Annotated in this window: 12 protein-coding genes, 2 tRNA genes and 1 rRNA gene; 3 read left to right on the top strand and 12 right to left on the bottom strand. The window is 49.6% G+C overall.

The window, feature by feature from the left end; translation table 11 throughout:
• Positions 1-67: 67 nt before the first annotated feature.
• From ACIHKT_RS02685 to ACIHKT_RS02650, 8 genes are all read right to left on the bottom strand, one after another.
• Positions 68-144, bottom strand: a tRNA-Ile gene (locus ACIHKT_RS02685).
• A 34-nt stretch (positions 145-178) separates the two neighbouring features.
• Positions 179-254, bottom strand: a tRNA-Ala gene (locus ACIHKT_RS02680).
• Between the two features lie 141 nt (positions 255-395).
• Positions 396-1,908 (bottom strand): 16S ribosomal RNA (locus tag ACIHKT_RS02675).
• A 318-nt stretch (positions 1,909-2,226) separates the two neighbouring features.
• A complete protein-coding gene (locus ACIHKT_RS02670; RefSeq protein WP_086035371.1) occupies positions 2,227-2,874 on the bottom strand; it encodes a sigma-70 family RNA polymerase sigma factor in 648 nt (215 codons plus the stop codon).
• Positions 2,867-3,310, bottom strand: a complete 444-nt coding sequence (gene spoIIAB, locus ACIHKT_RS02665; protein ID WP_086035370.1) for an anti-sigma F factor — start codon at positions 3,308-3,310, stop codon at positions 2,867-2,869. Before spoIIAB ends, ACIHKT_RS02670 begins: the two co-directional genes overlap by 8 nt.
• A complete protein-coding gene (locus ACIHKT_RS02660; protein WP_086035369.1) occupies positions 3,294-3,665 on the bottom strand; it encodes an anti-sigma factor antagonist in 372 nt (123 codons plus the stop codon). Before ACIHKT_RS02660 ends, spoIIAB begins: the two co-directional genes overlap by 17 nt.
• Before the next feature lie 193 nt (positions 3,666-3,858).
• On the bottom strand, positions 3,859-6,300 hold the full coding sequence (locus tag ACIHKT_RS02655) for a hypothetical protein (RefSeq protein ID WP_086035368.1): 2,442 nt from the start codon (positions 6,298-6,300) through the stop codon (positions 3,859-3,861).
• A gap of 43 nt (positions 6,301-6,343) precedes the next feature.
• Positions 6,344-8,476, bottom strand: coding sequence for an RND family transporter (locus ACIHKT_RS02650; protein ID WP_404352705.1), 2,133 nt, complete (start codon positions 8,474-8,476; stop codon positions 6,344-6,346).
• A 343-nt stretch (positions 8,477-8,819) separates the two neighbouring features.
• Between ACIHKT_RS02650 and ACIHKT_RS02645 the strand changes: the two genes are divergently transcribed.
• The 3 genes from ACIHKT_RS02645 to ACIHKT_RS02635 all read left to right on the top strand — a co-directional run bounded on the left by ACIHKT_RS02645 (position 8,820) and on the right by ACIHKT_RS02635 (position 11,941).
• The gene (locus ACIHKT_RS02645) at positions 8,820-9,575 is read left to right on the top strand and encodes a response regulator transcription factor (protein ID WP_086035366.1); all 756 of its coding nucleotides are present in this window, start codon (positions 8,820-8,822) and stop codon (positions 9,573-9,575) included.
• A complete protein-coding gene (locus ACIHKT_RS02640) occupies positions 9,547-10,902 on the top strand; it encodes a sensor histidine kinase (RefSeq protein ID WP_404352703.1) in 1,356 nt (451 codons plus the stop codon). The genes ACIHKT_RS02645 and ACIHKT_RS02640 overlap by 29 nt, the downstream gene beginning before the upstream one ends.
• Positions 10,903-10,999: 97 nt before the next feature.
• Positions 11,000-11,941 (top strand): D-alanyl-D-alanine carboxypeptidase family protein, encoded by a 942-nt coding sequence (locus tag ACIHKT_RS02635; protein ID WP_157658898.1) that lies wholly within the window; start codon positions 11,000-11,002, stop codon positions 11,939-11,941.
• Between the two features lie 73 nt (positions 11,942-12,014).
• Here the strand turns inward: ACIHKT_RS02635 and ACIHKT_RS02630 are convergent, their stop codons facing one another.
• The 4 genes from ACIHKT_RS02630 to ACIHKT_RS02615 all read right to left on the bottom strand — a co-directional run bounded on the left by ACIHKT_RS02630 (position 12,015) and on the right by ACIHKT_RS02615 (position 16,200).
• On the bottom strand, positions 12,015-12,848 hold the full coding sequence (locus tag ACIHKT_RS02630; RefSeq protein ID WP_086035363.1) for an Mrp/NBP35 family ATP-binding protein: 834 nt from the start codon (positions 12,846-12,848) through the stop codon (positions 12,015-12,017).
• Positions 12,849-13,026: 178 nt separating this feature from the next.
• On the bottom strand, positions 13,027-13,986 hold the full coding sequence (locus tag ACIHKT_RS02625) for an NAD(P)H-dependent glycerol-3-phosphate dehydrogenase (protein WP_086035362.1): 960 nt from the start codon (positions 13,984-13,986) through the stop codon (positions 13,027-13,029).
• Positions 13,983-15,533 (bottom strand): cell wall metabolism sensor histidine kinase WalK, encoded by a 1,551-nt coding sequence (locus ACIHKT_RS02620; protein WP_236849666.1) that lies wholly within the window; start codon positions 15,531-15,533, stop codon positions 13,983-13,985. The genes ACIHKT_RS02625 and ACIHKT_RS02620 overlap by 4 nt, the downstream gene beginning before the upstream one ends.
• Complete coding sequence (locus ACIHKT_RS02615; protein ID WP_174193406.1) at positions 15,520-16,200, bottom strand: response regulator transcription factor; 681 nt, start codon at positions 16,198-16,200, stop codon at positions 15,520-15,522. The genes ACIHKT_RS02620 and ACIHKT_RS02615 overlap by 14 nt, the downstream gene beginning before the upstream one ends.
• Positions 16,201-16,287 lie beyond the last annotated feature (87 nt).

Raw genomic sequence — 16,287 nt, 5'->3', positions numbered from 1 at the left:
CTTGATATCGTTTTTCGCATTCTTTTCTTTATTCAGTTTTCAATGTACAGCTGCGGGTTTCCCCGTCTGGTGGGCTTAAGTGGACTCGAACCACCGACCTCACGCTTATCAGGCGTGCGCTCTAACCGGCTGAGCTATAAGCCCATTTCCCGGCTTTCCGGTTCTCACCAGAAGCCCATGGTGGAGATAAACGGGATCGAACCGTTGACCTCCTGCTTGCAAAGCAGGCGCTCTCCCAGCTGAGCTATACCCCCATACTGGTGGCTTTTCCCGTCCACCATCTTCTGAAAGTCTTGCATCGCAAGGCCTTCAAAATTAAACAACGATTGACAAGCTTTTGATCCGACCGACCTAGGATTTCGAGCAGCTTGTTTCATCTGCTCTGTTCTCCATAGAAAGGAGGTGATCCAGCCGCACCTTCTGATACGGCTACCTTGTTACGACTTCACCCCAGTCGCCAATCCTACCTTCGGCAGTGTCCTCCTTGCGGTTAGACTACTGACTTCGGGTATTACCGGCTCCCATGGTGTGACGGGCGGTGTGTACAAGGCCCGGGAACGTATTCACCGCGGCATTATGATCCGCGATTACTAGCAATTCCAACTTCATGCAGGCGGGTTTCAGCCTGCAATCCGAACTGAGACCGCTTTTTGAGGTTCGCTCCACCTCGCGGTATCGCTTCTCTCTGTTAACGGCCATTGTAGTACGTGTGTAGCCCAGGTCATAAGGGGCATGATGATTTGACGTCGTCCCCACCTTCCTCCGTTTTGTCAACGGCAGTCCTGCTAGAGTGCTCTTGCGTAGCAACTAACAGTAAGGGTTGCGCTCGTTGCGGGACTTAACCCAACATCTCACGACACGAGCTGACGACAACCATGCACCACCTGTCTCAACTTTCCCCGAAGGGCACCTAATGCATCTCTGCTTCGTTAGTTGGATGTCAAGACCTGGTAAGGTTCTTCGCGTTGCTTCGAATTAAACCACATACTCCACTGCTTGTGCGGGCCCCCGTCAATTCCTTTGAGTTTCAACCTTGCGGTCGTACTCCCCAGGTGGATTACTTATTGTGTTAACTCCGGCACGGAAGGGGTCAGACCCCCCACACCTAGTAATCATCGTTTACAGCATGGACTACCAGGGTATCTAATCCTGTTTGCTACCCATGCTTTCGTGCTTCAGCGTCAGTTAAAGCCCAGTAGGTCGCCTTCGCCACTGGTGTTCCTCCCGATCTCTACGCATTTCACCGCTACACCGGGAATTCCACCTACCTCTACTTCACTCAAGCCAAACAGTTTCAATTGCAGGCTATGGGTTAAGCCCATAGTTTTCACAGCTGACTTGCTTGGCCGCCTACGCACCCTTTACACCCAGTAAATCCGGACAACGCTCGCTCCCTACGTATTACCGCGGCTGCTGGCACGTAGTTAGCCGGAGCTTGCTGCCTAGGTACCGTCATTATCGTCCCTAGGTACAAAAGTTTACAATCCGAAGACCGTCTTCCTTCACGCGGCGTTGCTGCATCAGAGTTTCCTCCATTGTGCAATATCCCCCACTGCTGCCTCCCGTAGGAGTCTGGGCCGTGTCTCAGTCCCAATGTGGCCGTTCAACCTCTCAGTCCGGCTACCGATCGTCGCCATGGTGGGCTATTATCTCACCATCTAGCTAATCGGACGCGAGTCCATCTTTCAGCAGATTGCTCCTTTGATTTTCTGTCCATGTGAACAGAAAATGTCATGCGGTATTAGTGTCCGTTTCCAGACATTATCCCCCTCTGAAAGGCAGGTTCCTCACGCGTTACTCACCCGTCCGCCACTAAACTTTCTACCGAAGCAAAAAGTTTCGTTCGACTTGCATGTGTTAGGCACGCCGCCAGCGTTCGTCCTGAGCCAGGATCAAACTCTCTAAAATATGATATCTAAACGCCTTTCGGCATCCAAATCTACTCTAGAGCTTTTGTAGCTCGTTTTGATACGCTTGCGTATCGTTTTGCTGTTTTTTTACGAGTCAGCTTCTCGTCATTCCTCTCGGAATCTTTCGGGTCCGTTACTTGTCATCGTTGTTTAATTTTCAAGGTCCTGCGCCGCCTCAATTTCAGCTCCCTTAGGCCTTAGCCCCGGGCGCCTCTCTCGCGGCGACTCATATATAATACCACTGCCTTCTCCCTTTGTCAACTACTTTTTTAAAAAAATTCAAAAAAGTTTATTTCCCGTCAAAAAGGCCTTTTTCCTATCCTAAAGCCTGCCGCAGGGTCGTCATCAATTTCTTCTCTCTGCGCGAAACCTGCACCTGTGTCATCCCCAACTTTGCGGCTGTCTGCGTTTGTGTTTCACTCTGGAAATATCGGAAGTACAAAAGCTTTCTGTCCTGCGCTTCCAGTTTTCCGATTGCCTGCCGCAGACTGAGCACATCCGTCAGCTCTTCTTCTTTCGCATCATCCGGTATATCCATCGCATTGCCGCTGTCATCTTCAGCAGTCAAAGAAATCGGTGCTTGTGCCGCGCCCAGCGCCTGCGCTGCCGTTTCCGCATCTACCCCCAGCCGCTGTGCCAGTTCCGTGACAGTTGGCATACGTCCATACTTTTGTGCGTAAGCTTTGCTCTCTGCTGCCGCTTTTCTGGACAGGTCACGCAGCCCGCGGCTGACCTTAACCGCACCACCCTCCCGAAACAGCCGGCGCACTTCCCCTAAAATGACTGGTACCGCATAAGTAGAAAAACGAAGCCCACGGCTTTCATCGAAGCGGTCCACGGCCTGCACCAGACCCACACAGGCTGCCTGATACAAATCATCATACTCAATGCCTCTGCCGCGGAAGCGGTTTGCGCAGGCGCGTGCAAGGCCAAGATTCTGTGTAATACCCGTTTCTCTATCCATTGCAGCGCACACGCGGCGAAAAAGTCTTTTCCATAAAGACTGTCGTCCCAACGCCAAGACGGCTCTGCACACGCAGTTTGTCCGTAAAGCTTTTCATCACAGCAAAGCCAAGGCCGGCACGCTCGCTGCCGGAAGTGGTATACAGCGGCTCCATGGCCTTCTGTATATCCGCTATGCCGCAGCCGCGGTCCCGCACCCGTACCTGTATGGTGCTGTCCGGTAAAATGCGGCAGTCTATGTATACAACACCGATTGTATCCTGATAACCGTGAATAATGGCATTGGTCACTGCCTCCGATACAGCTGTTTTCAGGTCGCACAGTTCATCCAGCGTTGGGTCCAGCTGCACCGCAAAGGCTGCCACCGCTGCACGGGCAAAACTTTCATTGATGCTGACGCTGGGAAAATGCAGATGCATTTCATTCAACGTTTTCATGCTTTGTTTCCTCCTTCTGTACTTCGCACAGTTCTGAAAGCCCTGCCAAAGAAATCAGCCGTTCCAGCTTCGGGGGCATATGGCATATAGAAACTTTCCCCTGCCAAACCTGCATCAATTTACAGCGGCCGAGGATGAGACCAATTCCGGAACTGTCCATAAACTGCACATCTGCAAAATCCATTACCAGATGTCCGGGGTGCACACGCATGAGGACCAAGTCGATTTCTTCACGAATCTCACGGGCCGTATGGTGGTCAATTTCCCCGGAAAGTGAAGCGGTCAGCGTACCCTCTTTCAACTGCAGCTGTACTGGGCGTTTGCCGACAGCCTGTGTCTGTTTCTCACTGTCCATAGTCCGACTCCTTTCTTCCGGTTCCAATTCATTTTCTGTGGGAACTGCAATATCATGGAACTACTGAAACAGTGTAACATAATTCCCCCGCGAAAATGGGGCTATTCTGTCGCGGAAGCGCCCACGACAACAAAGAACGCAGCCCTGCTTTTTCAGGACTGCGTTCTTTCAGAAAGGAAGTGTATATAAAGATTTACTTGTGTACAAAAACACCGGTAATTGCACCCCATATTCCCTTAAAGAGATTTGCCACTCGTTCCGGGAATGTTGTGTCGGCTGCAGCGGCGGTCATTTTATCGCTGGACTTATTGTCACTTTCTTTAATTTCCTGTGTGCGAATGACCATTTGAATACTGTGCGGCGTGCTGTTTTGCGTAGATGTCATAGAAACCGGTTTTGCATTCGGATTCATATACAGTAGATTGTTTTTTTCACCTGTATAGGTATCCCACTGTTTGTCGATTTCATCACTGATAGTTTTCTGTGCCTTGCGGGCCGTGTCCGTCTGGCTAAACCCCCGGCTGGAGCCGCGCAGTGACTGGGACAGACCCTGCAGTGCTTTCTGTGTTGCGGCATCTGCTTTACCACCATTGGATTTTGCCAATGTTTCTATGGTTTTCAATGCCGACGCCGTATCCTTCATACCAGTTGTTGCGGAACTGACCACTGTTTTGCAGTCTTTCAGTGTGTTCTGCATATCGGGGACATAGGAATTGATTGTCTTAGTCAAAGAATTGATAACGGACAGCGCCTGTTCCGTGCTCTTTGTAATATCTTTTGCCGCGTTGCCCATATCTTTTAGGCTGCCAGTCAGGCTGCTGCTCATGGAGGTAACCTTCTGTTCACTTTCAGCCACCTCATTGAGGGCTGTGCCCATCAATAGGTTCAGGCTCTTCAGTTCACCAATGATACCGCTGTCGCCAAGTGTGCTGCACAGTCCGCTGACCGTATTCAGCATAGAGGAAGTCGCCGTTGACACGCTGCCGATAACCGTATTTAAAGTAGCAATTTCGCTGTTCACCGACTGCAGTGTACTGTCAATCCGTTCTCCCAAAGAAAGCAGTTCCTGCACTTCATCCATCTTGCTGCCGTATTTTGCGTAGGCTTGGCTGACCGCTTTGGCTTGTGCCTCGGTTAACTTTTTCTGCTTTACTAGCCCACCCAAGAACTCATCAAAGGAAGGTACTGCTTTTTGACCTGCTTTTTTCAGTGCTGTGCAGTATTCCATATATTTGCTGTAAAGTTCCTGCACATGCTGCAGCTGCTGTTTCAGCTGTGCTTCATCGCCGGCGGAGGGCTTCAGTGTACCGGGCGCCGTTATGGCGGAAAGCTGTTTCAGTTGGCCCTGCATCGTCTTCAGCTGGCTTTGCAGTGCTTTTAGGCTGGAACCGAGGTTATTCATATCCTTTTGCAGGTTTGTCATGATGCCTCTGGCCTTTGTTTTGCCGCCCACAAAATCTTTTCCCTGCTGCTGCACCAGTGCATTGATATCCGTCAGGTCTTTTTGCACTGCCGTAATATTTTTTCGGCAATTTTCAAGCGGAGTCTTCAATCCAGCCATATTGCTGGACAAACTCTGCACTTTGCTGGAAATACTGCTCAGCGCTTTGCTTGCCGTATCCAAATGTGCATTCATGGGCTGCAGCGAATCGGCCATCTTACTAAGATCTGCTAACGATACATCTATAGACTGGTAAGCCTGTGTTTTTCCGCTGGAAAGGCTTGCGCGGGCCTGATTCAGCTGGTCTATGCCGTCGGCCGCTGTGTTCAGACTGCCGCTGACAGCGTCTGCGGAACCAAGCATAGAATCCAAACTGTCCTGAATAGCCTTGTAGGAATTTTCTGTTTTATTCTTTGCTTTCTGCAGGTCGGTAATCTGATTCAACTGGGACAGCGTTGCCGGAACAGCCATAAAGGTCATGCCGGAGAATGTAAAAGAATTGGTTCCAACCCGAATGTTGACATGCTGTGTTTCACCCGGCATGACAAGGAACAAAACTGAGCGCAGATTGCCGAGCAGCTGTACCTGTGCGCCGTTTGCTTCCAGTGAAAGAATATCATCTTCATTAAAAGCTGTTGTGCCCATCAGAACTAGATTGTTTTTATAGTAGCTGGAAATGCCGCTGTCCTTTTTCGGTGTTGCGTCAATATTGATTTCGACCAGACCGCTTTTGCCGGCGAGGTCTTCCGCTTTGGCTGCAACACCATTCAAACGATAAGATACTTTCAGTGTCCATGGCATAGAAGCATACGGTTTAGAAGTTTTGCCCTCAAAGTAGAAATGGTCTGCATTGTTTTTATTCAGATTAAAAGTCAGCTTGTTTCCGGACTGTGACGGCTTGGCATCATCTGACAGGTTGTTGACACTGTCATACTGTCCATAGTCGCTGATAGTGCTGGCACCGTTCAGTGCATAACTTTTTACGACACTGCCCTCTTTCAGGTTTCCATAATAGTTCAGCATAGCATAGTAGGTTTCATCACAAACAGGATTCACATTGGAATCTGCAGCAAAAGCAGCCATACCATTTCCCAATGCCGCGGTAACGACTGCGGCGCTGAGTACGGCTGCAAGCACCCTCTTTGCGGTCCCGCTGGACCGCTTGTCGGAAGGATTGCCAAATAAATTCAGCACGTAGATTACTCCTTTGCTTTTTTATAAAAAAGAATATAAAGAATCATTCACTCAAATTACATTTATCTGCTGGTTGTGCCGCATGCCGCCCAAGCGTCTGCTTACGGGGCTTCGGCTTTCTCCACCACAAGCTGGTGTGTGCAAAAATCGGCTCACAGACATACAGAATTGCTGGCAAAACAAAAATAGTAATGAGTGCCGAAATAACAGCACCGCGCGCCAGCATCAGGCAAATGGTGCTGATAATCTTCATTTTGGAAACAATACCGACGCCCAGTGTTGCACAGAACAGCACCAGTGAACTGGCAATAATCGAATCATCTGATGTCGTGGCGGCAATGACAATCGCGTCTTCCCGTTTGTTGCCCTTCTGTAGCTCTTCACGAAAACGGGTTGTCATTAGAATCGCATAGTCAACGGTTGCACCCAGCTGTACACAGCCAATAACGGTTGGTGCAATGAACGGAATTGCCACATTCGTAAAGTATGGAACACCCTCGTTAATGAAGATTGCCAGCTCAATCGCCAGCACCAGAACAATCGGCACGGTCAGGGATTTGAACACCAATGCAACAATAATCAGAATCGCCGCCATAGAAATATAATTGGTAACATGAAAGTCTGTTTCGGAAGTGGTAATCAGGTCGTCGGTCATAGCCGCTTCACCGGTCAGATAGGCGCCTTTATCATAGGACTGTACCAGTTTGGTTAGTTCCGTCAGCTGATTCCCAACCTCTGACGAAGCGGCAGCATAATGGGAATTTATCATGATAATCTGCATACCGCCTTTTTTAAAGATATCTTTGACATCCTGCGGAACAAAGAAATCTGGGATGTCGGAACTGACCAGCTGATTATAAGAAAGGGTGTTTTCAACACCGTCCACCTTTTCAATGGCATCCGTCATCTGTTTAATTTTCTGGTTGCCGATACTGTCATGCACAATGGCAAAATGTGTTGTTGCCATATCATAGTCGTTGCGCAGCTTGTTGGTCGCAACGATGGAAGGCATATCCTGCGGCATAGCGAGGTCCAGTTTATAATACTGCGGTGCATTCTTCTGCGCGTAAAAGCTCGGGATAAAAAGCAGGATAAACAAGGCGACAAATGCCTTGCGGTGCTTAACGATAAAACGGTTGACATTTGTACAGTCCGGCAGCAGTACCTTATGCTGATACTTTGCAATTGGCTTGTCAAACAGCAGCAGGAGGGACGGCAGCACCAACACAACGGTCAGCACACCGAGTACAACGCCCTTTGCCATGACAATACCAATATCGCGGCCCAGCAGCAGCCGCATAAAGCACAATGCTGCAAAGCCCGCTATGGTTGTCAGGGAACTGCCGGAAAGGGACACAAACGCTGCCTGAATGGCAACCGCCATGGCGTCCTTGTTATCATCGTAGTTCTGCTGCTCCTCCTTATAACGGTTATACAGGAAGATGGAGTAGTCCATGGTAACACCCAGCTGCAAAATACCGGCGATTGCCATCGTAATATAGGATATCTGCCCTAGGAAGAAGTTTGTGCCGAAGTTATACACAACGGCCATTCCGATATCCAGCAGAAACGTAACCGGCAGAAGCCATGAGTTCATGGAAAAGGACATGGCAATCAAGGAAAGAATAATGGCCAGTAATATGTACTGCGGAAGTTCCTGGTCCAGCAGATCCTTGGTATCTTTAACAATACCCGCTGCGCCCGCCAACATACAATTTTTATTGCAGGTCGTGCGTATTTTTTGAATGGCCTGCATGGTTTCTTCGGAAGCGCCCGGTGACTGGAACTGAATAACCATCATTGTTGAATTTCCGGAATAAAACGCCTTTCTTATTTTCTCCGGAATCATGTCTTTTGGCACCTGAATACCTGCCATGCTGGAAATCCACAGGGCGTGCGTCACACCCGGAATCTTTTCAATGGACTTGCGCAGGTTGTTGGTATATGCCGGCGGCATATTCTGCACAATCAGCATGGATGTTGCCGCGTTATGGAACGGCTCCTCCAGCAGCTTTTCGCCCTTGGAGGAATTCGTTTCCGGCGGCAGATAGGTCAGCAGGTCATAGTTGACTTTGGTTGCTGCCACACCGATAAAGGAGGGAATCATCAGCAGAACCGCGATGAATACCACCAGCTTTGGCCGGCGCGTCAGTGCATGTGCTATTTTTTTCAGCAATTCATCCACCCTCAAAATAATCTTTCTGCCCTCTGCAGTTGATACACATTGAAAAAGTGCTAAGGACGGTGTACCATAAAATACTATAGGAGGAACGCCCTCTCCATGTCAAGGAAACACACGGAAGTCTCATAATTCTTAATAAACGGCTGATATGGAATCCGATATAATAAAAGAGTCGGGTTTCGCTGTTTTTCCACTTTTGCGGGAAAAGCCATGGCAGGGACCGGCCCTGTCCTCCAGAGCCTGCTGCTTTTGTGCAGTGCCCTCTCCGAACCATATTCAAAAAGAAGAGTTTTCATTCGTATAAATAAAGCATTGCAAAAGAGGAGGAAAAAGGAAGTTGGCAAACGCACCGCAAAAAATACTGGTGGTAGATGATGATGTTTCCATTCTCATGCTGCTGTCCGATGTCTTAGGGGAAAATGGCTATGCGGTCACAACCGCTCCCACTGGTGAAGAGGCAATCGCCCTCATTCGGAAAAACACCTTTGACATGATTATTCTGGATATCATGCTCAAAGGTATCAGCGGGCTGGACGTCTGCCGGCGCATCCGCGGCAGCGTCAGCTGCCCTATTCTGTTTTTAAGCGCGAAGGACACCTCCAAAGATATTGTAAATGGTCTGAATCTGGGCGCTGATGACTATCTGACAAAGCCCTTTATGCTGGACGAATTGGTTGCCCGCATCAACGCCCACCTGCGCCGTGAAAGCCGAACGGCTGGACCACAGCGGGCACACTCCGTGCTGCAAATAGGTGACATCACGCTGAACCGTGATGAAATGAACGTACAAAAAGGCGGCTCTCCAGTTCAGCTCTCCACAAAAGAGTTTGAGTTGCTGGCTTACCTTATGCAAAATGCAGGTCACACGCTTTCCCGGGAAAAGATTTACCATGATGTGTGGAAAACGTCCTACGGCGATGTTGGCACCGTTGCTATTAACATAAAAAATCTTCGGGAAAAGCTTGACCCCAAGTGGCAGTACATTAAAACCGTATGGGGTTCCGGCTACCGTTTTGTGACACAAAGCAGCTTTACTGATGAATGCGCGGGAGGTGAAAACACGCATGATAAAAAGGCAAATGGACCGCAGTGAAAATCCCCGTGTGGGGTGGCTGAGCAGCCGTCTTTCCCACAAAGCGCTGGTGGGACTGGTGCTGGTCGCGGTGCTTAGCGGGCTGATTATGTGCGGCTGTTTTCTTCCTTATTTGCGGTCCTCCGTGGACAACCTCTATAACGGCATTCATACGGAATCCAGCGACAGCGCCAAACAGGCCGCTTCCTTTCTCATGGACTGCGGCGGTGACTACAAGGCACTGAAAAGCTACGCGGTTGCCCACAGCATTTCCTGTGAAGTCCGCGACGAAAAAGGGGAACTGCTGTTTGAGTATCAGTCGCCGCAGGACAATAATTGCGTTGTCGTTTCCGGCAGCGCAAAAGTGACCCTGCCCAACCAAAAAGGCCCGCTGACTATCCGCACGTTCAGCATTCCGCTAAAGCGGCATCAGATAAGCGCTTCCATCAGCCGCAGCGCACTGGTGGGGCTTTGTGTACTGGATATCTGCATCTTCATTGTGGTTGCCGTTATGCTTTATCTTTTGGTGCTGGCGCCCATCATTCGGCTCCGCCACACATTTCGTGAATATTACGAGCATGGTGTTCTTCCGCAGCGCAGCACCCGGCAGGACGAACTCGGCAAGCTGCAAAATACCTTTGCCGATATGGTAGATGTAATCGAAAGCAAAGCGCAGTCAGAGCGGCGGCTGATTGCCTCCGTTTCCCACGATATTAAAACGCCGCTTACGTCGGTCATGGGATACTCGGAACGTTTGGTAACTTCCAAAAAAATTCCCCCGGAAAAGCAGCAGCAGTACCTGCGCAATATTCACGATAAATCCATTGCTATCAAAAATATCATCGACGAATTTGACGATTACCTGGAGGCCGGCCTGCATGATACTTCCCCCATGTACATGATGACACTCAATGATTTCTGCCGCACTGTCAAAAACGAATATCAGGCAGAGCTTGCGGACGCTGGTGTGGAACTCACCATAGAATGCGAATCGCCCGCCAGCCAATTCCGCTGCAACTATGAACATATGCGGCGCTTTATTGGAAACCTAATCAGCAACAGCATTCAACACGCAAATGCTGAGCCGCTGAAGCTCCGTCTTGCCTGCTGGCGTGAAAACGAGCAAATCATTCTTTCTTTCAGTGATAATGGGCAGGGCGTCCCGCCGGATATTCTCAGTCATATTTTTGAACCGTTCTTTACAACGGACCGCGGCAGAAAAGTTTCCGGTCTGGGGCTTGCCATTTGTGAAAACATTATTCATACACACGGTGGCACCATCACTGCCGCCAACCAGCCCGCCGGTGGGCTGCAAATACAGGCGCATCTGCCCTGCATCAATGAATAGGCAAAAGGGACCTACTATACAAAAGCCCTTTTTTGACCGTATAATTTTGCTGTGCCATCCTTGCAAGAGCATTCCCGCTGGAAAGGTAGTATTGAATATGTACACAAATCAAAATAATACCCGTCAGTGCCCACATTCGCCGCCGCGGCGAAAACACCATCGTATTCTTTTTGCACTGCTGGCCATTTTTCTGGTTGTTTTATTCCTCTGGAAAATCTGTATTCCCGCCGTTACCTGTATGCAGCGCAGCCATCTGCCCTCCGTTTCCCTAACCAGTACCGGTTCGTACCCTGTTTCCGCAAAAGGGCTGAACAGCAGCAATGTGGTCCTTATTCGGCGGCAGGACGGACGGATTTTAATGGATAAGGGAAGCACACAAAAAATCTATCCCGCTTCCATGACAAAGATTATGACCGTCCTGGTCGCCCTGCAAAAAACGCCGTTTCTGCATCATAAGATTCAAATAACCAGCGACATTCTTACCTATGCACAAAAGCAGGACGCCTCTCTCGCTGGATTCCATGCCGGAGAAAGGGTGCAGGCAGAGGACCTCATGTACGGTGCCCTGCTGCCCAGCGGCGGCGAATGCTGTATCGCGCTGGCAAGGTCCATTTCCGGTTCCGAAACCGCTTTTGTCGCACTGATGAACCAAGAGGCGAAAAAAATCGGCATGACCGGCACACACTTCGTCAATTCCACGGGCCTGCCAAATGTAAAGCACTATGCGACCGTCAAAGATATGGCTCTCCTGTTAGACTACGCTTTGCAGGATTCCACTTTCCGCAGCATTTTTACTTCTCATACACATCAATGTGCCGACGGCATTACCGTTACCAGCACAGTATTCGGCAGCAAATACAGCACCCGCCTGATAAACGGCGCCATTCTCGGCGGAAAAACCGGCTATACCAATAAGGCCGGCCACTGCCTTGCCAGCCTTGCCCTTGTCAACGGCAGCGAATACATTTTAGTAACCGCGCACGCCATCCCAAACGGCGCACATATTCAGGACGCTGTCAAAGTTTACAATCGTCTTTAAAAAGAATTCTTCGTTTAAAAAAGCTTCCGTGCATATTTGCACAGAAGCTTTTTTCATAAGCTGTATTGAAAGTTTACTTTTTCAGCAGTACCTCTACCTCATCCGCCGCTGGGTCCAGCCATGGAGCATCTACATCTTCCGCACAGCCCTTGTCAATTTTGAAAGCAATCTGCGGGTCAAGCGGTCCATGTGCTAAAACTTTCAGGCCATACTTTTTCGTGGCCTCTTCGATATGGCTTTCCCCAAAGACAGGGATTTTCTCCCCACAGGACGGGCATTTTACATAGCTCATGTTTTCGACTACGCCAAGAATGGGAACATGCATCATGTTGGCCATGGTCACTGCCTTGGCAACAATCATGGAAACCAGCTCCTGCGGAGAGGTAACTACCAGAATGCCATCCAGCGGAATAGACTGAAACACCGTCAGCGGCACGTCACCCGTTCCGGGAGGCATATCGACAAACAGAAAATCAATGTCTTTCCAAAGGACGTCCGTCCAGAACTGCGTGACCATATTTGCAATAATCGGTCCACGCCAAACAACGGGGTCTGTTTCATTCTCCAGCATCAAGTTCACGCTCATCACATCAATGCCGGTTTTGCTGGCGCACGGCAGCACACACTGGTCCTGCATCATGGCACGCCCATGAACACCAAACGCCTTCGGAATGGAAGGACCTGTAATATCGGCGTCCAGCACACCAGTGCGGTAACCGCGGCGATGCAGCAGAACGGCCATCATTGCGGTAACAAGGCTTTTGCCAACGCCGCCCTTGCCGCTGACAATGCCAATCACTTTTTTAATGCTGCTTTTCGGGTTTGGCTGCTTCAAAAGACTCTGTGGTTCCTGGCGCTCCCCGCAGTTCTGGGCGCAGGTGCTGCAGTCATGGGTACATTCGCTCATTTCAATCACTCCTGTTTTTCGATAACTCCTGCCTGTAAAATAAGAATGAAAATCCGCTGCAGTTATTTCGGATACTGCCGGGGCGATTTAAATTCTATGCTTTTTACAAGGCAAATATGCAAAGCGATACTTTTCTTATCATAAAGAATGAAACTGCTTTTGTCAAACAAAATCCGTCTTAAAATTCCATTTTCAGTGACCGCAGGAACAGGCCGCTCAAAACTTTGTTGGCGTCCTGCCCGCCGTTTAAAACTGCATCAACTGCCTGACAAATAGGCAGTTCTACCCGATACTGGCTGCCCAACCGCAGAAGGGCCGTCACCGTAGGGACACCCTCCGCCAGCTTATCGTAGGGAATTCCCCGTACAAAATCTTCACCAAATTGACGATTGTGGCTGTAGCGGCTGAACACAGTCGCTTCATAGTCGCCTAGGTGGGCAAGTCCGTAGGCGCTGATTTCTTTTCCGCCCATTGCCTGAATCAGCCGACCGACTTCCCTGGTTCCGCGGCTCATCAGCGCGCCCTTTAGTGCCGTTTTATTAAGGCCGTCCAGCATACCGGCTGCTATCCCAATCACGTTTTTTGCGGCGGCGCCTACCTCATTTCCCAGCAGGTCCTCCCCGTAGTAAAAACGAATCAGCGGGCTGGAAAAGGCATGAACCACTCGCTCCTTCACCGCCTGTGTGTCACTGTCAACAACCATGCAGTTTGGGATTCCCTGTAAAAAGTCCTGTACATGACCGGGGCCTACCCACACCGCCACATCAGCGTCGGGCAGATGTTCCCGCACAACCTGTGTCAGCCGCAGACCGGTGTCAGATTCCAGTCCTTTCATGCACAACACCAATGTTTTGCCGGCACATTCTTCCGGTGAAAGCGGCTGCAAAAACCCGCGCAGATTTTGTGCGCCAATTGAAATAATCACCATCTGCGCACTTTCCACAGCGTTGTGCAGGTCACTGCTGAAATTCATCTTCCCCGGCAGTGTAACCAGTCCGTTGGTATGTGTCCGGCGCAGCTGTTGAAAATGCACCGATGTTTCCCTTCCATACAGTGTAACAGTGTGATGACACTGCACGGCCGTGTACCATGCAAGGAAGGTTCCCCAGCGTCCACAGCCACAAACGGTTACATTCATTTCTGCTCCACTCCTTCTGCATTTTCTGCCTGCAGGCTGTTCTTTTTGTCCGCCAGCGGCAGTTCTCTTTTTACGGTCAGCGAAAACCAGAATGTGCTGCCTTTCCCGACCGCGCTGCGCACACCGTAGGTTCCGTCGTGCATATCCAAAATCGTTTTTACAATGGACAGCCCCAAGCCTGTGCCAATTTGTGCGCGTTTATGCTCTTTATCTACTTTGTAGTACCGTTTCCAAATATCCTTCAGCTTATCCTCCGGAATGCCCTCTCCGGTATCTGTCACTTCTACCTTTACCTGACTGCCATCAACAAGCTGTCGCAGCATAACCCGGCGGTCCTTTCCGGTATAGGTAATGGCATTGTTAATCAAATTATATACGACCTGTGACATTTTCAGTTCATCCGCATACACCACAACGTCGCGGTCTGCATCAAAAGACAACACATAGTCCGTCATTTTATCGTAGCGGTGCAGAATGTGACGGATATTATCGGTTAAGTTAAATTCCGTCTTTTGCACTTTCTGTGTACCAGACTGCAGCTTGCTGAGGTCTAACGTATCGTTGACCAATGAGGTTAGCCGGTTCGCCTCATCAATGATAATCTGCACATTTTCCGGCGTGTTTTCTCCCGGCAGGTCCCGCATAATCTCGGCATAGCCGGAAATCATGGTCAGCGGTGTGCGCAGGTCATGGCTGACATTTGCCACCAAATCGCGCTGTAAATGCTCCACCTGCCCCAGTTCATGGGCGGCATAGTTCAGCGTCCGCGCCAGCTGTGCGATTTCCTCATAACCCGTTTCCTCAAAAGCAATATCATAATCGCCAGTTGCCAGTTCTTTGGCCGTTTCTGTAATTTTAATAATCGGCTTTCCAATATGGCGGGAAAGATACAGTGCCAGCAGTGCGCCGGTCCCCAGCAGAATAAATGTCAGCCAAACAATCTGCGTACGAATGGTTCGAATGGTTGCGTCCATAGGTGTTAAAATGGTATACAGAAAAATCATGTAGGCGCTGCCGCTGTCCTGCTTTACAGTCGCGTACACCAGTGCACGGTCCCCCGCAGCAAGGCGCGAGCTGTGGCCGCTGATTACCTCGTAGTGATTGCCGCCTTCCTCCAACGTTTTTCCCATTACCTGCATCAGGTGTTCCCCCACAAAGCCGGAAAACCGGTTAGGTGAAAAGTCGCTGCTGAACAGGATACTGCCGTCCGAGCGAATGCCAACTGCATAAATTTGCCCATTGCGTGCTGTTTCCTCAATCATGCTGCCAAGGTTTGGACTATTTAAATTTTTCTGTATGGTTTCGGAAGCCTGCTGCAGTTCCCGTCTCTTCGTATGCTCATAAAAATTGTCGAACAAAACGGTTTGGAAAATCCACAGAACCACCAAAACAACAACCGTGAAGACAACAAAGACGCTGAAAATGCGCCATTTGATGCCCACGTTTTTCCATGAATCCCTCAAATTCCGAATAGAAAACAGGAATCTTCTTTTTGCTTTCGCAGCCGGCGGGGCGGCCGTTCTGTTCTGCTGTTTATTCGGCTTCAAAGCGATATCCCACCCCTCTGAGTGTGACAATAAATTTAGCATACGGTCCCAAACTCTTACGCAGCAGCTTAATATGCGTATCCAGCGTACGGTCATCTCCGTAAAAATCGTAGCCCCACACATTGGTAATCAGCTGTTCCCTGGTCAGCGCAATATTGCGGTTGGTAACCATATAAAAAAGCAAATCATATTCTTTGGGCGAAAGCTCCGTTTTCACACCGTCCACCGTAACAATGCGTGCTGTAAAGTCAATCTTTAGTCCCTCAAAGGAAATAACTTTCTTTTTCGGACCGTTGAAAGAACCGGTACGCTTGATAATTGCGGCAACCCGCATCATCAGTTCCTTGGGGGAAAAAGGCTTTACAACATAGTCGTCAATGCCCAGCTCAAAGCCGTGAATTTTATCGTACTCTTCACCGCGTGCGGAAAGCATCAGAACCGGTGCCTGACATACTTTGCGGATTTCTTTAACGGCGGAAAAACCGTCCAGTTCCGGCATCATGACATCCATAATTATTAAATCAAAATCACGTGGGTGCTCCCGGCATATCTGCACTGCCTCCATGCCGTCGCCAGCCTCTACTACAGAATAGCCCTCGAATTCCGCATATTTGCGGATAAGCAGCCGGATTTTTTCCTCATCATCTACAACTAACAGCCGATACATTCCGAATTCCTCCTCTAAATCTTTTCCGCATACTTTTCTTTCAGTATAGCGAAAGCGGGTGCCCTGTGCAAACCCTGTTTTCTTTCT

Origin of the sequence: Caproicibacterium sp. XB2 (assembly GCF_044880635.1) — a bacterium.
In the GTDB taxonomy this organism is placed as follows: Bacteria; Bacillota; Clostridia; order Oscillospirales; family Acutalibacteraceae; genus Caproicibacterium; species Caproicibacterium lactatifermentans.
Note: the sequence above shows the minus strand (reverse complement) of the source record. Positions and strands in the feature narration are given on the sequence as shown.